15 protein-coding genes, 3 tRNA genes and 1 pseudogene are annotated in these 22,334 nt (G+C 47.6%); 10 read left to right on the top strand and 9 right to left on the bottom strand.

Going from position 1 to position 22,334, the window contains the following annotated elements; all coding sequences use genetic code 11:
- Positions 1-130: 130 nt before the first annotated feature.
- The 8 genes from SHD_RS10010 to cmoA form a co-directional block, all read right to left on the bottom strand.
- Positions 131-1,033: a LysR family transcriptional regulator gene (locus SHD_RS10010; protein WP_023266995.1), complete on the bottom strand. Its 903-nt coding sequence runs from the start codon at positions 1,031-1,033 to the stop codon at positions 131-133.
- A 174-nt stretch (positions 1,034-1,207) separates the two neighbouring features.
- The gene (locus SHD_RS10005; RefSeq protein ID WP_023266994.1) at positions 1,208-2,407 is read right to left on the bottom strand and encodes a DUF3541 domain-containing protein; all 1,200 of its coding nucleotides are present in this window, start codon (positions 2,405-2,407) and stop codon (positions 1,208-1,210) included.
- A complete protein-coding gene (locus SHD_RS10000; RefSeq protein WP_023266993.1) occupies positions 2,334-4,241 on the bottom strand; it encodes a M3 family metallopeptidase in 1,908 nt (635 codons plus the stop codon). The genes SHD_RS10005 and SHD_RS10000 overlap by 74 nt, the downstream gene beginning before the upstream one ends.
- The gene (locus tag SHD_RS09995) at positions 4,216-5,160 is read right to left on the bottom strand and encodes an alpha-L-glutamate ligase-like protein (RefSeq protein ID WP_023266992.1); all 945 of its coding nucleotides are present in this window, start codon (positions 5,158-5,160) and stop codon (positions 4,216-4,218) included. The genes SHD_RS10000 and SHD_RS09995 overlap by 26 nt, the downstream gene beginning before the upstream one ends.
- Positions 5,160-6,668, bottom strand: a complete 1,509-nt coding sequence (locus tag SHD_RS09990) for a UUP1 family membrane protein (RefSeq protein WP_023266991.1) — start codon at positions 6,666-6,668, stop codon at positions 5,160-5,162. Before SHD_RS09990 ends, SHD_RS09995 begins: the two co-directional genes overlap by 1 nt.
- A gap of 211 nt (positions 6,669-6,879) precedes the next feature.
- Positions 6,880-7,701 (bottom strand): ATP-dependent zinc protease family protein, encoded by an 822-nt coding sequence (locus SHD_RS09985; protein WP_023266990.1) that lies wholly within the window; start codon positions 7,699-7,701, stop codon positions 6,880-6,882.
- Between the two features lie 83 nt (positions 7,702-7,784).
- Complete coding sequence (gene cmoB / locus SHD_RS09980; protein WP_023266989.1) at positions 7,785-8,777, bottom strand: tRNA 5-methoxyuridine(34)/uridine 5-oxyacetic acid(34) synthase CmoB; 993 nt, start codon at positions 8,775-8,777, stop codon at positions 7,785-7,787.
- On the bottom strand, positions 8,774-9,505 hold the full coding sequence (gene cmoA / locus SHD_RS09975; protein WP_023266988.1) for a carboxy-S-adenosyl-L-methionine synthase CmoA: 732 nt from the start codon (positions 9,503-9,505) through the stop codon (positions 8,774-8,776). The genes cmoB and cmoA overlap by 4 nt, the downstream gene beginning before the upstream one ends.
- Positions 9,506-9,653: 148 nt before the next feature.
- Here cmoA and SHD_RS09970 point away from each other — a divergent pair, with 148 nt between their 5' ends.
- From SHD_RS09970 to SHD_RS09940, 7 genes are all read left to right on the top strand, one after another.
- Positions 9,654-12,467, top strand: coding sequence for a transporter substrate-binding domain-containing protein (locus tag SHD_RS09970; RefSeq protein WP_039978074.1), 2,814 nt, complete (start codon positions 9,654-9,656; stop codon positions 12,465-12,467).
- Positions 12,468-12,651: 184 nt separating this feature from the next.
- Positions 12,652-14,427 carry an aspartate--tRNA ligase gene (gene aspS / locus SHD_RS09965; RefSeq protein WP_023266986.1) on the top strand — a complete coding sequence of 592 codons (1,776 nt, stop codon included), beginning with the start codon at positions 12,652-12,654 and terminating at the stop codon, positions 14,425-14,427.
- Positions 14,428-14,643: 216 nt separating this feature from the next.
- Positions 14,644-15,390, top strand: coding sequence for a YebC/PmpR family DNA-binding transcriptional regulator (locus SHD_RS09960; protein ID WP_011622670.1), 747 nt, complete (start codon positions 14,644-14,646; stop codon positions 15,388-15,390).
- Positions 15,391-15,590: 200 nt separating this feature from the next.
- Positions 15,591-16,112 (top strand): crossover junction endodeoxyribonuclease RuvC, encoded by a 522-nt coding sequence (gene ruvC / locus SHD_RS09955; RefSeq protein ID WP_011622671.1) that lies wholly within the window; start codon positions 15,591-15,593, stop codon positions 16,110-16,112.
- Entirely contained in the window at positions 16,109-16,726 is a 618-nt protein-coding gene (gene ruvA, locus SHD_RS09950) for a Holliday junction branch migration protein RuvA (RefSeq protein ID WP_023266985.1), read from the top strand. The genes ruvC and ruvA overlap by 4 nt, the downstream gene beginning before the upstream one ends.
- A 120-nt stretch (positions 16,727-16,846) precedes the next feature.
- Positions 16,847-17,851, top strand: coding sequence for a Holliday junction branch migration DNA helicase RuvB (ruvB, locus tag SHD_RS09945; protein ID WP_023266984.1), 1,005 nt, complete (start codon positions 16,847-16,849; stop codon positions 17,849-17,851).
- Positions 17,852-18,825: 974 nt separating this feature from the next.
- The gene (locus SHD_RS09940; protein WP_023266983.1) at positions 18,826-21,333 is read left to right on the top strand and encodes a TonB-dependent receptor plug domain-containing protein; all 2,508 of its coding nucleotides are present in this window, start codon (positions 18,826-18,828) and stop codon (positions 21,331-21,333) included.
- A gap of 50 nt (positions 21,334-21,383) precedes the next feature.
- Here SHD_RS09940 and SHD_RS21815 read toward each other — a convergent pair.
- Positions 21,384-21,551, bottom strand: a pseudogene (locus SHD_RS21815) (integrase core domain-containing protein); the annotation flags it as partial.
- A 337-nt stretch (positions 21,552-21,888) separates the two neighbouring features.
- On the opposite strand from SHD_RS21815, the gene SHD_RS09935 reads away from it, so the two are divergent.
- The 3 genes from SHD_RS09935 (at position 21,889) to SHD_RS09925 (ending at position 22,198) form a co-directional block, all read left to right on the top strand.
- Positions 21,889-21,964: transfer RNA gene (locus SHD_RS09935), tRNA-Gly, on the top strand.
- Between the two features lie 24 nt (positions 21,965-21,988).
- Positions 21,989-22,062: transfer RNA gene (locus SHD_RS09930), tRNA-Cys, on the top strand.
- 49 nt (positions 22,063-22,111) lie between these two features.
- Positions 22,112-22,198: transfer RNA gene (locus SHD_RS09925), tRNA-Leu, on the top strand.
- Positions 22,199-22,334: the final 136 nt, after the last annotated feature.

Here is a 22,334-nt window from a genome sequence, read left to right as displayed (position 1 = left end):
TTTGGCTATTAAGGTAAACATTTAAGCTTGTTCTGTATGGTTAGGAACGCGGCTATTACTGATTAAAACCCACAAAGATTCCCTATGACAAAGTCGCTGGTTTGCGCTGGCGGGAAGAAAGTGAGCGTGGTTACTCGCTTGTACTCACACCATGGTGTTTAAGGATATAAGAGGCTAACAGTTTAGAGGCGGGGCCCTGTTGGTCACGATTTGGGATCACAAGGCTTAGCATAATGCGCCGTTTTTGGCTGCCTTGAAGATGTAAACGCACCAGTTTGCCCGCGGCTAATTCCTCTTGAATTAGGAATGATGGGATCCAACAGAAACCAATTCCTTGGTTTAAAATGACTTTTGCCTCATGAAAGTTCGATACCGTCCAGCGCTGTTCGGCCTTTAGCCAACCAATATCGATATTTGACTGCACGCCAGTATCTTTGATCACCAGTTGCAGGTGCTGCGCCAGTAGCTTGTCATCGTCTAAGGTGCCCATTTCAGCTAAGGGGTGGCTCGGGTGGCAAACCAGATGCAGCTCCTGCTCACACAGGGGCTCGGATAAATAGCCCTTCGGCGGAATGCCGGCGCAAATCGCAATATCGACCTTATTTTGAAGGATTAATTCTTGAGTACCTGTGATGACTGAGTCCAACATAATGATCCGAGTGCCACGGCTGTGGGGCAAAAAGTCGCTTAGCGCGCACACTAGACTTTCCATCGGATAGACGATTTCGCGGGCAATGGTGAGTGTGGGCTCCCAACCTTGCTCGAGGTTACTGGCCAATTGCTCTAATTCATTAACTGCTTGAGTCACATGGCGCGAACGACGCAATAATACTTCGCCCTGTGGTGTCAGGTAAGCTTTGCGGCCTCGAACTTCGAGTAGCTCTATGCCAAGCTGGTGTTGCAACTTTGCCACCGCATGATTGAGTGATGATTGACTCTTATTGAGCTTTTCCGCCGCCTGCGCGTAGCCGCCATAATCGACGACAGCCTGTAAAATACGCCATTGCTCAAGGGTAGATTTCGCGCGAGTCATGGTTGTCCTCATGTCGAAAACGACAGGTTTCTAAAAAAGCGATAGATTGAGGCTTATAGTGGCGAGCTATGATCTTTTTTTCAATACTATTATTGTGTTAATTGAAAAAGAGGTTATCGCGTCGCAATGCGGCGGCGTGACAACCTCTTATCAGTAAGTTTTATGGGTAATGTATTAATCGATAACCTTAGACGTCACGCCCATAGGTAAATACTTTTTCGTCGCGTTAAGTTCGTTAAGATAAGGCCCGGGATTGAGGGTTTCTGGCCAATTAAGCAACATTATCGCAAGCACATTGCGATGTTCGCCAAGGGCTAAGTCAGGATTGCCCTTGGGTGAGGGGATAATTTGACTGTTGGTATCAAACGAGTTGGCAATATAAGCCCGAGTTTGAGCCACGATAGGGTGGTCTGTCTTGCCTGCTAGCAGAAAACTAATGCCGACTTCGGCAATAATATCGTCGGTCGCATCCTGTAAAATCCGCTCTATGTTGGCATCAAAGTAATCCAAAATCCATGCAAACTCAGTGGCATCTACCTGATGTTGATAATATTCACTCGCGGCAAAGATAAAATGCGTCAGGCCGTAGAGCTTATTGCGAAATTGTGCTTTGCTGAGAGTGGCCTCCTGCGCGTCGGAGTAAACCCGAGTAAATGCCGTTTTATAATCCTCTCGATAATCTCCTACACCTAATTGTTTGGCCCAATACACATAGTTAATTAGCTGCGCTGCCCAGGCTTTAATCATCGCGGGATCGGTCAAACCTTGGCGTAGGTCGGCTTTTTTGAGGGCTTGGATCATTTGACTATGGCAAGGACCTGTAAAGCCTAACTCATCGATTCGACTGGCGAATCGCAGTAGTACATCGGAGTAAAATAAAAACTCAGGAAAGGGCGCGAGGGCTTTTTTACGGGCCTTGGCTCTGGGACCATTGCCCAGTTCTGCGATGGCGTTCTCTGAGGCTTGACGTACAAATTCAGGGTTATCCACTTGGCAGGCATAAAACGCTTGAGCTTCGGTTACCGCATAAAGATCGACTAACGCGGCGTTGGCGTATTGCTCATCGCCTGTCAGGCGATAGAGGCGGATCCCATAATGGCCCTGCACCCGAGGCGGGAGTGTATAGAGATGGGTTTCAAGGTTGTGTTGAATAAGCTGCGCAACGTCGCTTTGGCTTAATTCGGATTTATCCGTGGTGTTTGACTTGAGAACGTTTTGTGAGTTCGCAAGCCCGGTGTGACTTAGGAGCGTGCTTTGCGAATTGGCGAAAGCACTCTGTGCGGTAAATAAGGCTAAACCGCTAAAAAGCGCAATGGGCAGCGAGAGTTTGTGTTTCGGTTGTGGTGTGTGGGTGATTTTCAGATCCTGAGACATGGATAATCCTTTGGATAAGCGCAGCGGCATCCACGGGGTCGCCAAGTATGGCACGCAGTTGCTCGCTCAAGGTGAGTGCGGTCTCATTGACCACGAGGAGATTAAAAAGCCCAAGTTTATCTTGGCAGTCTTGGGTTGATTGATGGACAAGCGTCGCGAGTTTGGCTTGCCACTGGGATTGATAATAGCGTGGGCCTTCGTTTGCGATAGCATTGAAACTATATGGGTAATCAATCGCTTGTGCCCAGTTCGCACCAAAGCTTTTGCTAAATTCAGCAGGTAAATCCGAATAGCTTTGCTGGTTTAAGGACTGGTAAAAGTTAAGTGCCACCTTAGCGCGAAAGACTTTAAGCTGCGTCGCATAGGCGCTTGCGAGCATTTCCCTCGGTTGAATATATTGGGTATCAAATTGGGGAAATAGCGCTTGGCGTAACACCTTAGCGAGCCAAAGACTCGGTAATTGATTGGTATCGAGCGTCGGGCCTAAGGTGTTGTTTAGGTAAAAATGACTGCCGCGTGCCAGCGAGGTCATTGTATCGGCGAGGGCTTGGGTAAAGCGTTCGATATCTTTGAAATTATTGAGAGTTGCGGGGAGCTCAAGCGCCTGTTGACCAAATTGCTGTCCGATCACATTTTGCCTGAGGGTGTGTTGACTGGCATCCCTAGATTTATTCTCTTTATCTTGAGCGCCGATAGCCAGATACACTTCTCCCAATAATCTATCCGTATGGTAAACACGGAGGATCTGTTGCTGTGCTTGTGCTAGTGCCGTTTGAGAAAGTGTTGTTTGAGTAGCTGCCGAGTCTAGATGCTCGCCAATCACCTCAAAACGTAAACCATATTCGCTTAAGCTTGTTAAGGCCTTGTCGAGCAGCTCACGGGTATTGATGGCGGTGGTTTGCGCACTCGGTAATTGCGATAAGGTACGGCCAAGATCCCAAGGGGCAACTTGAATCGTTTCGGTTTGGCTGTCGAGAAACGCTTTAACTAACTCAGGGGTATTGAGTAGCTGATCCTTGAGGCTGTAACTGACGTAATCGCTAAAGCCTGCGTCATTGGCAATGCGTTGACGCAGCTCGGCAATGCGGTGTAAAGCGACTTGATTATGTTCCCTGGCTCGACCTTGATAGGCTTGCCACAGGGTTTGTCGACATTCGGCATCGGGTTGCTTTAACAGATAACTGGCAATAGTCCCTGAGAAAGTGCCTGAATTTGCCGTTTCTTCCTCGTTATTGGCAGTATTCACTTCGGCTACTTCATCTGTAAGCTGGCATTTATCTGCTTGAATATCCAGTTGAAATTGTTGGTTGCCTAAGCCTTGGCGAATGCTGGCCTGCGCCGTGTGCAGCTTAGCTTTATCCATAATGGATAAATGCTGGCGCAACAAAGCTGTTAATTGCTTACCGAGTAAAGCCTGTTCCTGACTTGCTGCATCATCATTTTCTGAAGCTGTTTGCGTCAGCTCAAACGCCAGTTGGCTAAATTCTGCTTGGTTTAGTAAGTCGCTCAGAGTGTCGGCTAAACGCAATTGACACTGCAGTATACCTTGGCGCTCATCCCCCGACAGCGGCAAACCTCGGTAGTAGGTGAGTCTGTCGTTGACATTATTCAGCCCTATGGTTTGCTGCTCTAACACTAGGGCCTTATCCGCCAGTGTTAAGGCAGATAGCTGGTGGGTACTGGCGTAACTGGCGAAGGCGCCAGCCAAATCGATATTAGGTTGGCGCAGACACTGCTCTACCAGCAGCGGCACGGGGCTTGGCGCAGCATAGGCTGCACCGAGAGTGGATAAACACCAGCCAAACAGGCTAGCCGTTAAAATGGATTTTTGCATAGGCTACACGTTCTGCAACTGTCATTGAATGGGATGACATGGCTTCGACATGCTTAAGTCTAGGCAAAATGCCTTTTCCATTTGCAATCTGGATCGCCAGTCCCGGGCGTGCATTGAGTTCCAATAACAGCGGGCCTTTAGTCTGATCAAGCACCATATCCGTGCCTAAGTAACCCATCTCACACATTTCAAAGGCGCTCGATGCGGTATGCAGCAAGCTGTCCCAGTGGGGTACGACGATATCGGTGAGCTTTTTGACTGTGTCTGGATGAAACTCAATTGGAGCATCAAATTGCACAGCATGTAACCCTTTTCCTGTGGCAATGTCAACGCCCACACCCACGGCGCCCTGGTGCAAATTGGCCTTGCCATCGGAGGCGGCGGTGGAGAGCCTGAGCATCCCCATCACTGGAAATCCTTTAAAGACAATCAAGCGGATATCGGGCACGCCTTCATGGCTGTAACCGTCAAACACGGGATTGAACTCAATCAATCCCTCGACAATCGCCACATCGGGTTTGCCGCCAAGGGAGAATAAACCGCTGAGAATATTGGACACGTGTCTATCCAATTCCGATGGGCTGACTTCGTGTCCGCTGGGTTTATAGTAACGGCCCTGTTCGATATGGGTGATCACTAAAATGCCTTTACCACCAGAGCCCTTGGCGGGTTTGATCACAAACCCTGTGCGGCCTTTCACGCGCTCGGGAATATGCACGATTTCGTGCTGCTCGCGCACAACGGCGATTAAATCGGGCACGGCAATATCATTGGCCAGTGCTAATTGTTTCGTCAGCAGCTTATCGTCCACTCGCTTATAAAATTTGCGCGGATTATAGCGACCGATGTAATCGATATTGCGCTTATTCATATTGAGCACGCCGCGCGCGCGAAGCTCCCATGGCCAGGCAATATTCATTAGGCATCCCCCGCGAGTGGTTTAAAGCGTTTGAGTTCCAGTAGGCGATAGCCTGTGTATTGGCCCATTAATAGCACTAAGGCCAAGATCACTAAGTGGATCCCAAGGAAGTTAAATACCCAGTGTTGTACCCAACTGGCGCTCATGGCTAAGTAGGCGAGGGTAGCGACCATTAGGCTACCACCGCCTTGCACTATCACTTCTTTCGGGCCTTCTTCCTCCCACAGGATAGACATACGTTCGATGGTCCAGGCCAAAATAATCATCGGGAAGAAGGTAATTGTCAGTCCTTCGCTTAAACCGAATTTATAAGACAGCAAGGTAAAGACGCCAATAATGCCGATCACGACGATGATCACCGCCGATATTCGCGAAATTAGTAACAGATTTAATTGGGATAAATAGGAGCGGATCATTAGGCCGCAGGCCACGATTAACAAGAAGCCAACTAAGCCCGTGACTAAACTGGTCTGAATAAAGGCGAGGGCGATAAGGACTGGCATAAAGGTGCCCGAGGTCTTGACCCCAATGATCACCCGTAAAAACACCACCATCAGTACCCCGATAGGGATCAATAAAATGCCCTTGAATAGACTCTGTTCTTCTAGCGGTAATTGGTAGAGTGAGAAATCCAAGGCATTGTTATTCATCATCATATCGATGGATGTCGCCAATGCCGAGCGGGTGTCCTGCAACATAGAGAAATGCACCTGCGAGTTTACTCCACCCATCACATCGAGCACTGAATGGCCCGAGCGTTCCCACAGCAGTAAGTTCTCTGGACGACCTTGCTTGCCTTTAACCAAATCGAATAAGATCCACTCGCCGTTATGGAACACTTCCACAAAGGGCGACAGGGATTGACGGCGGCGCTGATCTTCAAGGTAAAGTCCGCTGACTTCACGGGCCGGAATGCCCTTGGTTTGCAGCATATGCAAAAACACTTGCGTCGCGGTTTGGCTCGACAGCAACAGCTCCATATTCTGGCTGCGCTTAGTTGCTGTGATCGCATTCATTAATTGCTGGGCGAAGGACAAATTCGATGCGCTGCGCGACCAGGTTTCGCTAATCACTTGCTCTGCGGCGCTCTTCTCGGTCGCGGGCCAGAGGTAAGGCTCTGGTTGACTTGGAATATCGTCGCTGTGGATTTGGGTCACACCCGTCGGCACTAAGGTCACTTTATAATAGAGATCTTGGCTGCCATAGGCCTCGCGAATCGACCAAATTGCACGGCGCGCGTCCTTAGCATCACTCACCGATAACCCAAAGCCCGGGGAGCTGGCGTTCTCGACCAAGACTTCATAGGCGGGATCCTGTGGTAAGGAGAAGGACACTTCGGCCGCATCGCCAGTGCCATCGAAACTGATTTTGGCGTCTACCGCCCAGCTTTGAACTTGCTCACCGGGGAGAAAAGGCACCTGATGCTTAACGCCGCGGTAGATGCTGGCGCTTAGACCGACAATAAAAAGTAATGCCACCAAAATGTAAAAAGGTTTACGTGAATGCATACGTGTTTCCCATGTTGCGCCAATGGCCGAAAAGCGTGGGATTACCCCAGGGCATTGGCGGTTCGAACTCGACGTCACGCGTTAGATTGTCGCGTGGCGGATATTAGCTATGTCTGGCTGCGTCAGATTGAGCGGCGATGTCACAAGCTGACAGACCAATGAGCGCAAGTAGCTTCTATGCTTAGCTTGTGAACGGCTTTAGACCAAGCGGTTATTTTTTGCCGCTGGAGACGATGGCTGACTCTGCTTTAGGTTGTTCAGGATCGGGTTGCTTAGGTTTGGGCTGTTTGGCTTTACCGTGCACATAGCGCTGGCCGACATCGACAACGGCGATATCTTTGATAAATTTACGGCCGAGCAATAAGGGATAGTCGAGGTGACTACGGTCGGTGAGGTTAAGATCTGTCTCTGCGGAATATTGGCCAATCTTAAGGTGCGCGTGGATCACGGGGCGGCGATCGTCCTTTTCATTGGCGTCCTGCTTGATGCGTACAAAACGCACGACCTTAGATTCGAAATTTGTCGCAGGCTGTTTTTCCCCTTGGGTATACACATCGAAGCGTACCCATTGGGCACCATCGCGTTCAAACAGGGTGATATTGCGGGCATCGATAGAGGAAGATTCTGCGCCGGTATCAATGCGTGTGGCAAAACTGGCATTGAGTTCATCGATAAACACATTTTCGATTTCACCGAGTAAAAACTTGTCCCCAAGAGCGGATTTAGGGCATTGGCTCGGCGCAGGCGTCACCACTGCAGCTTGCTTTTGCGCGCTGAGGTTTTTCGCTGCTTGATTTAAATGATTGATTTGCTGACTTAACTGCTCGACTTGGCTGCTCAGGGCCGTAAGCGAGGTTAAATCCGTCGGTTGGCATTGCTGATTAATCGCAGCGACTAGCTGGACTTGCTGCTGATTAAGACGGGTATTAAAGGTATCAGTATCGAGTGGTTTGGGGGCGTGGGCGGTCGGTTCTGTCGCTGCGCATCCCATTAAGCTGCTGGCAACGGCGATAGCGATCAACTGCTTTAGCATAGTACTTCCTATTGGCGTTAAAACGGGTTTTATGCCTAGGGTTTACCTAGGCATAAGCGTATTAGGCCACTGGAGTTAACTCGTTAGGTCAAATCTTGATTGGGTTGATTTTTCACCGCAATAATCGTTGCGCGTTTCGGCGCGGAGTAACCCTCGATAGTCTTAGTGATATCGTTAGGGTCAAGATATTCAACCAGTGACTCATTCGGCATCCAATCGGTTCGGCGCTGTTCGGCTAATGCGGTGACATCGGTGTCGACACAACGTATGTCTGTGAAATCACACTTCTTTAGCCAGAGCATCAGGGCCGCGACGGATGGAATAAACCATACATTATTCATTTTCCCATATCTATCTTGAGGGACGAGTACGGCGTTTTCATCACCATCTATCACCAAAGTCTCTAACACTAATTCCCCACCCATACGTAGCTGATCACGTAATTGTAACAAGTGATCAATAGGCGAACGTCTGTGATACAAGACGCCCATGGAGAAAACCGTATCGAATGCATCCAGCGGTGGCAGCTCTTCAATGCCAAGCGGCAATAAGTGTACGGGATGATTATCACCGCTTAGGCGTTTAACCGCTTCAAATTGGCATAAAAACAATGGTGAAGGGTCGATGCCCACTACGCGTTTGGCGCCCGCGCCAAGCATACGCCACATGTGATAGCCGCTGCCACAGCCGACGTCGAGCACAGTGCGGTTTTGCAAAGGAGAAATATGTGGGCTCACGCGGTCCCACTTCCAATCGCTGCGCCATTCGGTATCGATATGAATGCCGTGGATATGGAAAGGGCCTTTGCGCCAAGGCATAAACAGGCGCAGTAGGTTCTCAAGTTTTTCCTTTTCACCGGGTGAGAGTTGCTCGCCGGTGCCGACTGTTACACTGCTAACAAAGTCCACTTGGTCTGGGGCGGGATAGTGCAGCTTATTGAGCACTTTTTCCCACTTGGGTAAGTTGCCGTGCTTATGTTCTCTCTGCCATTTGCCGAGAATGGCTGGCAAAGTTTCGAGCCAATGCTGCAAATTGGAATCGGCAATTTGCTGGTAAAACGAGCTGAAACTGATCACTTGATGGCCACCATGGAAGAGAAGTTAAAACATTGGAACCACAAGCTAAAGTGGCTAAACCCTTGGCGAGTCAAACGTTGCTGGTGGAGAGTTAAGGTATCGGGCTTCATCACGTTTTCAAGCGCGCTGCGCTTTTGACTGATTTCAAGCTCGCTATAGCCATTGGCGCGTTTAAAGTCTAAGTGCAGCTCTTCGAGCACACTTTGAATCGGCGCATCATCGAAGCGAATTTTTTCCGATAGCACTAAAAGACCGCCGGGATTTAACCCCTGATAAATCTTTGCGATCAGCGCTTCTCTGTCCTCTGGCGGTAAAAATTGCAGGGTAAAGTTAAGCACGACTAAAGAGGCGTTTTCGATGTGAATATCGCGAATATCGCCGCATATCAGCTCAACCTCAGTATCACTCACATAGGCATTGAGGTTTTCTTGGCAGCGGGTCACCATGGATTCGCTATTGTCCACGGCGATGATGCGGCAATCGCGGCCTTGGATTTGACGGCGAATGCTTAAGGTGGCGGCGCCTAAAGAGCAACCTAAATCATATACTTGGGTATTAGGCTTGACGAAACGATCCGCAAAATCGCCAATAGTATTGATAATTTGCGTATAGCCAGGCACCGAGCGGCGGATCATGTCACTGAAGACACCCGCGACACGGTTATCAAACTGGAAATCGCTAATGTGTTCGCTCGCTTGAGCGTAGATAGTATCTTGGGAAGCGTTCATCTGGGAATATCTCGAAAATTCAGCTGTGCATTTTAACGAATCCGGTTGACTAGCAGCAAGTCTCGGCTAGTAATTTGCCCGAAATTTCTGTCTAATATGCATCAATAACAAAGTATTTACATTGTACATCAAGTACTAGGGACCCCAGTTGAAGTTAGTGCTCCAGCTTATCGTGATCCTGTGTTGCAGCATGTTGAGTAACGCAGTAAACGCCAGTCAAGGACAGACTGAATCGCTTATTGTGGTGATGGGGGAAGACAGTTTCCCGTATCAGTTTGTCGATAACGACGGCGAAGCCACGGGTTTATTAGTCGATCTCTGGAAGGAATGGGGCAAGCGCACCAATACGCCATTAGTGTTTGTGGCGCGGCACTGGAATGAGTCGCTGCAGCAATTACGGCAGGGCAAAGCCCAAGTGCATATTGGCATGGGGCAGACGCCCGAGCGTGAGCAGCTATTTGATTTCGCAGAGCCTATCGCTGATGTGAGTACCTACCTTTACCTGCATAAATCCCTGCAGGGCAAAAAATCCATTAAGGAACTTATTCCTTACCAAATCGGGATCGTCGGTGGCTCGTCCCATGAGGCGGTGCTTCGCGGCATCGAGCCGAATTTAGTCTTCAAATATTATGAAAGTCGTGAAAAACTGCTGGCGGGGGTTGCGGCGGGCGAGACGGTTGTATTTGCCGGGCTCGATGGCTATCTGCGAGATCCCGCGTCCAGCCAAGCAATTGCGAGCAGTTTTCCCATCAGTGCGCGTATTCCAATTAAGGCTATGCAGTTTGTCCCCGCCGTGATGAAAGGTAATCAGGCTTTAATTGAGAAGATTAATAAGGGGTTTGATTCACTCGATGCTCGTTTTGTGCAACAAACTGAACGGCGTTGGTTAGGCTATCACGGGCAAAAGGCGGGGCTTGTGGTGGCGATGCAGTTAGGTGTTGAGCCCTTTGTCGATTTAGGCGTCGATGGCTTACCCCATGGATTTTATGTGGATCTCTGGCAATTATGGTCGGCCAAGACGGGCATCAATGTGGATTTTATCTCGGGCGACATGAATGCCAGTGTTAACGATGTGCGCCAAGGTTTAGCCGATGCGCATATTGGTTACCCTGAAAGTGACGATCTAAAAACAGGTTTAACCCGCGCTTGGCAACTCTATACGGTGAAGAGTCGACTGTTTTTATATCAACAGCAACTGACCAATTTGCAAAGTCTAAAGGGCAAACGCATCGGCGTTGTGCCGACCGCGCCTTATTTAGTGGCGCTGCGTAGAGCGCTGCCCGATGTTACGCTGCGCTATTACGAAAATATGGACAGCATGGTGGCAGGTGCGCGATCGGGTGAGATTGCAGGCTTTGTTGCCGCAGGAGCATGGACTTCCCACTATTTACTGCAAAACAAGGCTTGGTCCGAATTTTATCAATATCCAGAGCTTGAGTTTCCCACCGATATTTATGTGCTCACCCGCAGTGATGATCCTGGATTAACCCAGCGCATCGCCAATGGTTTTCGCAGCATTAGCATGCAGGAATTTGCCGATGTTGAGCAAAAATGGATGCTTAACCCTAAGGATCGCATTTTTAACCAGAAGGGATTACACGGCATTCAACTTTCAAACAGTGAGCAAGATTACCTCTCACAACTCGGTGAAGTTAAACTCGGTTACTTAAAACAGTGGCCGCCGATGGAGTTTAGCGATGAGCAAGGTCAGTTTGCGGGGATCAACAGCGACATTGCCCACATTTTGGCAGAGCAATTACGGATCAAGATTGAGCCTGTTGGCTTTGATGATTGGCAATCACTGATAGGTGCATTGCGTTCTGGCGACATTGCTCTTGCTGGCAGCGTAGCCCAAACCGCCGAGCGCCAGCAATTTTTAACCTTTAGTGATCCCTACTGGCCATCACCCTGGGGAATGGTGTCGCAACTTGAGCAGGTGTCGGTGTTTAATCTGGCGCAATTGACGGGACAGAGGGTCGCTGTGGTGGAAGGCTATCATCTGGTGGCACAACTGATGGCACAGCAGCCCTCGCTCAAACTGGTATTAGTGCCCGACACCCATTCGGGGCTCGCAGCAGTTAACGATGGTCATGCCGATGTGTTTATCGATAAGGTGGTGACGCTGGCCTCTGAGTTAAAAACAGGCCAATATCCATTATTGAAAATGTCGCTACTCAGTGATTTAGCCGATCAGCACAGCCACTTTGGGCTTAATCCGCAGTATGCTCAGCTAGTCCCGTTAATCAATCGCGTGTTGGCACAAATTGATCAACATACCCAGCAGCAAATCTATTCCCATTGGGTCAGTTTTTCCCTTGATGCAGATAACAGTCAGTATCTGCAATGGATCCGCTATCTATTAAGCGGCGCATTAGCCTTATCTGTCGTGATGGTGGCTGTGTTAGTGGTCAATCGTCGCTTAAACGTGGAGATCACTCGCCGAATCGCCGCCGAAAAACGTTTGCAGCATGTTGCGAGTCACGATGCCTTAACTCAGTTGCCCAATAGAGCACTGTTGGATGATAGGCTGTCGCAGGCCCTACTTGCCCATCGGCGGGATCATAGCCATTTTGCCTTGTTGTTTATTGATTTAGATGGCTTTAAACAAATTAACGATCAATATGGTCATCCTGTGGGGGATGCCTTGCTGTTAAAAGTGGCGGGATTGTTGAGCAAAGCCATTCGCGATTCTGATACAGTGGCAAGATTCGGCGGCGATGAATTTGTGATCCTGCTAAATCGTGTGCAAGATCTCGACGCTGCGACCCAAGTTGCTGATAATATTCTGCACTCGCTTGCATCGCCTTTCAGTATAGAAGGGGTGATGGTAGAGGTTGCAGTCAGCATTGGAGTGGTCATTTATCCCCGCGATGGCGATACGGCCATTGAGTTAATGAAGCAAGCCGACCAACTGATGTATCAAGCCAAAACCGCGGGTGGCCGCTGCTACCGCGTGGCTTGATGATTTTTTGAACGCTTATACGCAGATAGTGCGTTCGCCTCTAGTCAAGGGCGTAAAACTGTTTGATACTTCACCGCCTAAAAGTGAAGTACTTTGGTAATCGGCATTATTTGACTATAATGCCGCTTTTATCTCGTTTTGATTATTTCCAAAGCACCGGTTTCCGGATAAAGGATAGAGTTAGATGCGCAGTCATTATTGTGGAGACGTCAATAAGTCTCACGTTGGACAAGAAGTTACCTTGGTAGGTTGGGTTAATCGTAGCCGTGATTTGGGTGGCGTAGTCTTTTTAGATTTAAGAGACAGAGAAGGTCTGGTCCAAGTGGTTTACGATCCAGATTTACCTGAGGTGTTCAATGTGGCCAGTACGCTGCGCGCCGAGTTTTGTGTGCAGGTAAAAGGCGTGGTTCGTGCCCGTCCTGATAGCCAAGTTAACGCGCAAATGAAGACCGGCGAAATTGAAGTATTAGGTAAAGAACTGACCATTATCAACAGTTCTGAGCCGCTGCCGCTGAGCTTAGATAACTATCAAAACAACAGTGAAGAGCAGCGTCTAAAATACCGTTATTTAGATTTACGTCGCCCAGAAATGGCGCAGCGCTTAATGTTCCGTGCGAAAGTGACCAGTGCTGTGCGTCGTTTCCTCGACTCAAATGGCTTCTTAGATATCGAGACGCCTATTCTGACCAAGGCGACGCCAGAAGGTGCCCGTGACTATTTAGTGCCAAGCCGCACTTACAAAGGTCAATTCTTCGCGCTGCCACAATCACCACAGCTGTTTAAACAGTTACTGATGATGTCAGGCTTTGATCGTTACTATCAAATCGTAAAATGCTTCCGTGACGAAGACTTACGTGCTGACCGTCAGCCAGAATTTACTCAAATCGATATTGAAACCTCATTTATGACGTCTGAGCAAGTGATGGCAAAGACTGAAGAGATGATGCGTGGTCTGTTCCTTGAGATGCTGAACGTCGATTTAGGCGAATTCCCACGTATGACCTATAACGAAGCCATGCGTCGTTTCGGTTCAGATAAGCCAGATTTACGTAACCCATTAGAACTGGTTGACGTGGCTGACTTACTCAAAGAAGTGGAGTTTGCGGTATTCTCAGGCCCTGCTAATGATGAAGAAGGCCGTGTTGCGGCGCTGCGTATTCCAGGTGGCGCAAGCTTATCCCGTAAGCAAATCGATGATTACACTAAGTTTGTCGGTATCTATGGTGCTAAAGGTTTAGCGTGGATAAAGCTAAACGACCTGACTCAAGGGTTAGATGGCATTCAATCACCTGTGCTGAAGTTCTTAAACGAAGGCATTGTGAACGAAATCATCAGCCGCACTGGCGCACAAACGGGCGATATCATCCTGTTTGGGGCTGATAACGCAACTGTGGTTGCCGAATCTATGGGCGCACTGCGTCTTAAAGCTGGTGAAGACTTTAACCTGCTCCAAGGTCAATGGCGTCCACTGTGGGTGGTTGACTTCCCAATGTTTGAGAAGGTAAACGGCAGCTTCCATGCGGTTCACCATCCGTTTACTGCGCCACGCGGCGTGACACCACAAGAGCTGGAAGCCAATCCGGCTAACCGTGTGTCAGATGCCTACGATATGGTATTAAACGGTTGTGAATTAGGTGGTGGTTCGGTGCGTATCCACAATCAAGAGATGCAGTCTGCGGTATTCCGTATTCTCGGCATTACCGATGAAGAAGCGAAAGAGAAATTCGGCTTCCTACTCGAAGCGCTGCGCTACGGTACGCCACCGCATGCGGGTCTGGCATTTGGTTTAGACCGTATTATCATGCTGATGACGGGCGCAAGCTCAATCCGTGATGTGATGGCTTTCCCGAAAACCACCACTGCGGCGTGTCCGTTAACCAATGCGCCAGGTTTTGCTAACCCACAACAATTAGCAGAATTAGGCATTTCCGTGGTGAAAGCTGCGAAGACTGAAGACTAATCTTTAGTGATTATCGAGTACCGAGGCGCAAGCCTCGGTCTATTTTTACCCCGTCATTTCATTTCTTATCAATATCTGCGTTATCGACGTCACTGAATTTGCCGTCAATCTTTGTGTAAAGGAACATTGGCTATAGGTACCTCACAAGAGGCGCCGTCAAGGTTACCTTAGGCTATTGATAAGATGTGCAATGGCTATGTGTAGAGGAGAACTCCCATGGCAGGTCATAGTAAGTGGGCCAACATTAAACACCGCAAAGCAGCGCAAGATGCCAAACGCGGTAAACTCTTTACTAAATTTATCCGTGAGTTAACAGTTTCTGCCCGTGAAGGTGGCTCGGATCCCGATTCAAACCCACGCCTGCGTATCGCCATCGATAAAGCACTTGGCGGCAACATGACCCGCGACACCATTGAGCGCGCAATCAAACGTGGCGCCGGTGAACTTGAAGGGCAACAACTCGAAACCATTATTTACGAAGGTTACGGCCCGGGCGGTACCGCTGTGATGGTTGAAACCATGACAGATAACCGTAACCGCACCGTGAGTGGCGTACGTAATGCCTTTAGTAAATCCGGCGGTAACTTAGGAACTGATGGCTCGGTTGCCTATTTGTTCACTAAGCGCGGGGTGTTGTCCTATGCGCCTGGCACAGATGAAGACGCCCTGATGGACGCGGCGCTGGAAGCGGGCGCCGAAGATGTGGTGAGCTACGATGATGGTGCAATAGACGTATTTACCGAACCGACCGAGTTTTACGGGGTGAAAGATGCCCTCGATGCGGCGGGATTTGTCAGTGATAACGCCGAAATCGCGATGATAGCTTCAACGAAAGCTGAGTTAGATGCCGAGACGGCGGAGAAGTTTATGCGTCTTATCGATACCCTCGAAGAGCACGATGATGTGCAAGAGGTGTATCATAATGCCGAAATCTCCGATGAGATTATGGAAAGCTTAGGTTAGGTCTTAGCATTAACCTGAGTTAGGTGGCCTAAAGTCTGCTGACAAACTTAGCTCCAGAGCTTGAGACAGCGATTGAGCTTAGCGCCTGCGTTTTGCTTTAGGCCACCTTAGTGAGATTTATGATTTTTTGCACTGTTGCTAGTGCTTAAGTTATCCGTTGAATGGGTTGTCTTAAGTCGGGAACAGGCATTAGGGATAGCATGGCAATTATTTTAGGGGTTGACCCAGGTTCTCGGATCACAGGTTACGGCGTTATCCAATGCCAAGGGCGACAGCAACTTTATTTGGGCAGCGGCTGTATTCGCACCTCGGGTGAGGATTTACCATTAAGACTCAAGCAAATCTTTGATGGGATCAGTGAAATTATTCGCCAATATCAACCCGATGAATTTGCGATTGAGCGGGTGTTTCTCGCCAAAAATGCCGACTCGGCCTTGAAATTGGGTCAAGCCCGAGGCGCGGCCATCGTGGCTGCGACAGTGGCCAACTTACCTGTTGCCGAATACAGTGCCACCCAAATTAAAAACGCGGTGGTGGGGACGGGGCGAGCCAAGAAAGAACAGGTTCAACATATGATCCAGCAATTGCTTAAGCTGCCCGCGGCGCCACAGGCCGACGCTGCGGATGCGCTTGGCGTTGCGGTATGTCATTATCACACCAATCAAAGTTTGGTCGCCTTAAGTGGCCGAGCGACAACAAGAACATATGGACGGTACAGATGATAGGTCGTTTACGTGGCGTGTTAATTGAAAAACAAGCGCCAGAGGTGTTGATTGATGTTAATGGTGTGGGTTACGAGTTACAGATGCCGCTCACCAGCTTTTATGAACTTCCCGAGGTCAATCAACCGACCACAGTGTATACCCATTTTGTGGTGCGTGAAGATGCCCAGCTGCTTTATGGCTTTATCACTAAACAAGAGCGCTCACTGTTTCGTTTACTTATCAAGGCTAACGGCGTGGGTCCTAAACTGGCGTTAACCATTCTTTCTGGCATGACCGCCAGCGAGTTTGTGGGTTGTGTTGAGCGTGATGATATAGTGACGTTGGTGAAATTACCCGGTGTCGGTAAAAAGACCGCCGAACGTTTATTGGTTGAGATGCGTGATAAATTGAAGAGCTTGATGGAGGCATCCGTAGGCTCTGAGCGTGAGTTTGTGTTGCAATCCAACTACTCACCTGCACCGACGGTCAACAGTGCCGAAGAGGATGCGATTTCAGCCTTGCTCTCCCTCGGCTATAAACCACCACAGGCGAGTAAGGCCGTTTCCGCCGCCTATAAAGAAGGCATGGACAGTGAGACCTTGATTAAGGCTGCGTTAAAATCGATGCTCTAATGGCATGGTTTTTATTGAGGCGAGTGTTATATTGCGGTACGCGATTTTTGCAACCAGTTAGGTTGCAACAGTGCTCAAATTGCAAGTGCCGTATGCCGATGCGGTAACAGGAATAGGTAAATGATTGAAGCAGATAGACTGATCCAGCCGCAGCTGCAAGGTCAAGATGATGTTATCGACAGGGCCATGCGCCCTAAATTGCTCGATGAATATACTGGGCAGGATGATACACGTGCCCAATTAAAAGTGTTTATTCAAGCGGCAAAGAATCGCGAAGAGGCTTTAGATCATATGTTGATCTACGGCCCGCCGGGTTTAGGTAAAACCACCTTAGCCATGATCGTGGCTAATGAAATGGGCGTAAATATTAAATCGACGTCGGGGCCTGTGCTTGAGAAAGCTGGGGATTTGGCGGCACTACTCACCAATCTTGAGGCGGGGGACGTGCTTTTTATCGATGAAATCCACCGCTTAAGTCCTGTCGTCGAAGAAATTCTGTATCCTGCGATGGAAGACTATCAGCTGGATATTATGATCGGTGAAGGGCCTGCTGCACGCTCAATAAAGTTGGACCTACCACCGTTCACCTTAGTGGGTGCGACCACGCGGGCAGGGGCGTTAACCTCTCCGCTAAGGGCGCGTTTTGGCATTCCACTGCGGCTAGAGTTTTATAATGTTAAAGATTTAAGCACCATTGTGACCCGCTCGGCACAGGTGATGGGATTGGCCATTGATGCTCAAGGAGCCACCGAAATTGCCAAACGTTCGCGGGGAACACCGAGGATCGCCAACCGTTTACTACGCCGAGTGCGTGACTATGCGGAAGTGAAACACGACGGCGCTGTGACGCAAAAAGTTGCGGAGCAGGCACTCGATTTGCTCGATGTCGATGGTGAAGGTTTCGATTATATGGACAGAAAACTGCTGCTTGCCATTATCGATAAGTTTATGGGTGGCCCTGTGGGGCTTGATAACCTTGCCGCGGCTATTGGTGAGGAGCGTGAAACCATCGAAGATGTATTGGAGCCATTCCTTATCCAACAAGGCTTTATCCAACGTACTCCACGTGGTCGTATTGCCACAACCAGAGCCTATTTGCATTTCGGCATGATAAAACCAGAGTAACATCCAAGAAGGATGACCTTGTTACCAAAAAAGCGGCCTTGGCCGCTTTTCTGTTTTTACCGACTTTGTTATTGCTACTTTTTGTCACCAGATGACTTGTCGCTAGGCTTATCCACATCTATATCGTTAGATGAATATTATTTAATGAATAACGGCTTAATTAAATGGGCTGTGGAGCAGGTTCGTCACTGGAATACTGTTTTATTTAAGTTTATTCGGCTAAATAATAATCTTATTTTTGTTTGTAAATAATATTTAATTTAATAAATTAACAACAATAAAACAAATGTATTTATATGTTGATTATAAATAAGCCTAAAATGCGTTTGTGTTTTCTATAAAACAGCATTTACAGTGATGTTGCTCAACGTTTTCTTATTCCATTGATGCTGTGTATTTCTCCTTTTTAGCCCTTACCTCATCCTAAATCACCCCATATTTATGCTTGTTCTAAATTGGCGATGAATTGTTGCATTTGTGTTTGTTGCACACTTGTAGTGCATAAAAATTACAACTTATTCATTTTGTATCGGTGCGCAAAGTAAAATCCCTGATATTTACAGGGTTCTTTATGTTGCAATGATTACCGATATGCATATTTCTTCATAATTAATCGATACATTATTCTGTGCGACAGATAGTTTTCCCCTGAGAAAGTGTGATGCATGTCACATTTTTGAGCTTGCTGTATGTTTGTTAAATGTTATTTTTTTAACAGGTTTAATCACTGCTTATTATCGAAATATACGGTTTTTAATCCTGTAAATAGGAGTTGGTTAGCATTCAAGGTTGATGCAAAACAATTAATTTACAATTGGAGTTAAAATAATAAACAAAAAAGTTCCCAAGGTTAAAAAAATGAAGATTGACTGAATGAAAGTGAATCCTCAGTATCAAGCGCAACAGTCGTACAGCAAATTGTTGTACAAGCTGTAAGCATAAAAATAATAGCAAGATCTAGGGAGCATTCATTCATGATCAAAAGAACCAAAATTGCGTCAGCTATTAATTTAGCTGTCGTTAGTTCAATTGCTGCTGGCACCTTTGTTGCGTCAAGCGCATTTGCAGCTGAAGAGACCGCAAAAGTTGAACGTATTGAAGTCACGGGTTCACGTATTCAACGCCAAGATATGGAAACAGCTTCTCCTGTTACCGTTATTGATGCTGCTGCAATCAAAGCCGAAGGCTTTACCTCTGTAGACCAAATGTTACAAGTTCAAACCTCAATGGCGGGTGCTGCAGTTGGTTCAACCACTAACAACGGTGCGGACGGTGTTGCTCAAGTTGACCTACGTGGTATGGGCTCGCAACGTACTCTCGTACTATTAAACGGCCGCCGCATGGTGAACTCAGGTTCGGGCGCTGACAGTTCTGTGGATTTAAACTCTATCCCAGTTGCTATGATTGCTCGAGTTGAAATCCTGAAAGATGGCGCTTCAGCGGTATACGGTTCTGATGCGATTGCCGGTGTAGTAAACATCATCACCAAAAAAGATTTTGAAGGTTTCCAATTAGACTTCAATGGTAGTGGTACCGACAAAGGTGACGGTGAAAATGGTGATGTGAGCGCACTGTATGGTTTTAACACCGATGGTGGTAACTATACATTTGGTGCAGCATATGCAGACCGTCGTGGTGTAATCCAAGGTGACCGCGATTGGACTGAGCCAGGTGCAAGTTCTTATATCCCAACAGGCACCTTAGGCGGTAAAGTTCAAGATGCAAACGGCAACTGGGTTGACCGTACTTATGGTTATGATTTTACACAAGATAGTTACTATCAAACTCCAAATGAACGTCGCAGTTTATTTGCAAACATGACTCAAGAGTTAGGTAACGATGTAGTATTAACTGCTGACGCTATCTACACTAACCGTCGTTCTAATCAGCAAATGGCCGCCCAACCTGCTGAAGTTTTCTTAGATGTTTGTAAAACTGCAGGTCAAAAAGATTGTTTGACACTGGATCAAGCAATGATCGCTGGTGGTATCACTGCCAATAAAGATGGTCAAGTGAGTTACCGTCGCCGTACAAATGACGTTGGTCCTCGGATTTACACTCAAGATACTGATACTTGGCGTTTATCTGGTGGTTTAGCAGGTACTCTAGATGTACATACTGGTATGAACTGGGATGTCACATACACCTATGGTAAGAACCAAGCTAAAACCGCAGTAGAAAACTCAATCAACGGTTCTGATATGAAAGCTTCAGTGCTGGCAAATCAAGCTGCATGGTTTAGTGGCGCACCATTAACTCAGCAAATGATTGACGCGATTAGCTACACTGAAGAAGCTAAAGGTGGCAATGAGCAACAAACACTGTCTGCTGGATTAAACGGTGAGTTATTCGATTTGAGTGCTGGTGCGGTAGGTTTCGCTATCGGTGCAGAATACCGTCGTGAAAGTGGGTTCTATACGCCAGACGAAGTGGTTATCGCTGGTGAAAGTACTTCTGCTCAACAAGACCCAACGAAAGGTAACTATAATGTAGTATCTTTCTTCCAAGAAGTGAGCGTACCATTTACTGAAAAATTAACGGGTGAGTTTGCGCTGCGTTTAGACGATTACTCAACTTTCGGTAAAGCAACCACTTGGAAAATCGGTTTAACTTACACTGCGACTGATGAGCTGATGGTTCGTACTGTGGCTGCTACGGGCTTCCGTGCACCAAGCGTTGCAGAATTGTATGGCGGTAACTCTGGTTCATTCGATTACTTAACGGATCCATGGGGTAATATTAAGGATGCACAGATCCTAGTAAACCGTACTTCAGATCCAAACCTGAAGCCTGAAGAGTCAGAGTCTTACACTGCTGGATTAGTATATTCTCCTAGCTATATCGACGGTATGTCTGTGACATTAGACTACTGGCGTTTCAAGGTGAGTGATGCTATTGCTCGTGCAAATACTCAAGATGGTTTAGATGCTTGTTTTGCGGGTGATACCGCTGCTTGTGACAAGTTCAACATTGGAGCCGGTGGCGATTTAACCAATCTGTCAAATGCGCTGACAAACGTGGGTTCTCAAGATACAAGCGGTATTGACTTTAACTTAGCCTATAACTTCGAGTTAATTGGCTTAGATTGGAAAGTAAGCAACGATACAACTTACTTAGTGCAATTCGAGCAGGACGGTGTTGATTACACTGGCACTATTGATGGTAACTTCGGGGCATATTCTCGCGTGCGTAACAACTTCAGCATCAGTGCTGGTCAAGATGATTGGAGTGTCATGTACTTCAACCGTTACATCGGTGACATGCGTGATCTTGAAGGTGGTAACAAAGTGGGTGATATCATTTATCACAACATTTCTGGTACCTACCACGTTAGCGACAGTACCACTGTTAGCTTGGGTGTGAAGAACTTTACCGATGAAAAACCATTGACCGTATCTAACGGTAGTGATGGTGGTACAGTACCAGAGGTTTACGACACTATTGGTCGTACAATTTACGGTGGTGTAACCGTTAAGTTCTAATGTTAAATAGAACTTATCTAGTTCTGGAATAAGCTGACGCTTATTTCTACCTAAAACGCCCGATGAACCTCATCGGGCGTTTTGTATTTTAAGGCCAAATGGCCCCTCGTTGATTATAGATGGCGAGCGCTTCTGTCACTATCCGTCGTGCCTGCGGACATATGTGTTAAAAACTCTTGCTTCAATATTCTGTTTACTCGCTCTGCCAAGGCATTTTGTCAGCAGTGACTCGCTTTAAATAGCGTTGATACTTTTCAAACTTGAATTGCCACTATTTCACTAGACAACTTTTAGCTATAGACAAGCTATTTTATTGTGAGAGCAATCAAGGGATGGGTAGCCTGAACTTTTGCCAAGAAAATTGGCAAATTGTATATTCTATCAGCACATTTTATCTCTGTGGCTGAATATTGGGCAAACAGTGCCCCTAAGCGCATTATTTCAAATTTGTTGATTGACTCTGAAGGTTAAATCGGTAGAATGCCAATCCGCAGTCAGGGGAAAGCGTAGCAACGTAACTCCTAAGCTTAATAAATCATTAAGCTGTGACATCATGCGACATTAGCTCAGTTGGTAGAGCGATACCTTGCCAAGGTATAGGTCATCGGTTCGAACCCGATATGTCGCTCCAACTCTTAACGAGTTTGGAAAAAATGGCGCGATGGCAGAATGGCTATGCTGCGGATTGCAAATCCGTCGATCTCGGTTCGACTCCGGGTCGCGCCTCCATAGATTAAGGTATTAATGACACGATTCTCGTCGTTAATATAAAGAGTTTGCCCGAGTGGTGAAATCGGTAGACACAAGGGATTTAAAATCCCTCGCTGGTAACAGCGTGCCAGTTCAAGTCTGGCCTCGGGTACCATAACATAAAAAAGGCCTAACATCTGTTAGGCCTTTTTTATTACCGCTGACCAGTCCTAAATAGCGTTGACACTTTTCAAACTCATTTTGGAGAGTGTAATGACTTCAACAATTAAACGAACTCAACGCGATTATTC

The organism is Shewanella decolorationis S12 (assembly GCF_000485795.1).
Lineage (GTDB): Bacteria > Pseudomonadota > Gammaproteobacteria > Enterobacterales > Shewanellaceae > Shewanella > Shewanella decolorationis.
Note: the sequence above shows the minus strand (reverse complement) of the source record. Positions and strands in the feature narration are given on the sequence as shown.

Excerpts from the sequence above, each read along its gene's own strand:
- aspS (WP_023266986.1), top strand. The coding sequence starts at position 12,652 with ATGCGCAGTCATTATTGTGGAGACGTCAATAAGTCTCACGTTGGACAA.
- SHD_RS10000 (WP_023266993.1), bottom strand. The coding sequence starts at position 4,241 with ATGCAAAAATCCATTTTAACGGCTAGCCTGTTTGGCTGGTGTTTATCC.
- SHD_RS09960 (WP_011622670.1), top strand. The coding sequence starts at position 14,644 with ATGGCAGGTCATAGTAAGTGGGCCAACATTAAACACCGCAAAGCAGCG.
- SHD_RS09995 (WP_023266992.1), bottom strand. The coding sequence starts at position 5,160 with ATGAATATTGCCTGGCCATGGGAGCTTCGCGCGCGCGGCGTGCTCAAT.
- cmoA (WP_023266988.1), bottom strand. The coding sequence starts at position 9,505 with ATGAACGCTTCCCAAGATACTATCTACGCTCAAGCGAGCGAACACATT.
- SHD_RS09985 (WP_023266990.1), bottom strand. The coding sequence starts at position 7,701 with ATGCTAAAGCAGTTGATCGCTATCGCCGTTGCCAGCAGCTTAATGGGA.
- ruvB (WP_023266984.1), top strand. The coding sequence starts at position 16,847 with ATGATTGAAGCAGATAGACTGATCCAGCCGCAGCTGCAAGGTCAAGAT.
- ruvA (WP_023266985.1), top strand. The coding sequence starts at position 16,109 with ATGATAGGTCGTTTACGTGGCGTGTTAATTGAAAAACAAGCGCCAGAG.
- SHD_RS09940 (WP_023266983.1), top strand. The coding sequence starts at position 18,826 with ATGATCAAAAGAACCAAAATTGCGTCAGCTATTAATTTAGCTGTCGTT.
- SHD_RS10005 (WP_023266994.1), bottom strand. The coding sequence starts at position 2,407 with ATGTCTCAGGATCTGAAAATCACCCACACACCACAACCGAAACACAAA.
- ruvC (WP_011622671.1), top strand. The coding sequence starts at position 15,591 with ATGGCAATTATTTTAGGGGTTGACCCAGGTTCTCGGATCACAGGTTAC.
- SHD_RS10010 (WP_023266995.1), bottom strand. The coding sequence starts at position 1,033 with ATGACTCGCGCGAAATCTACCCTTGAGCAATGGCGTATTTTACAGGCT.
- SHD_RS09990 (WP_023266991.1), bottom strand. The coding sequence starts at position 6,668 with ATGCATTCACGTAAACCTTTTTACATTTTGGTGGCATTACTTTTTATT.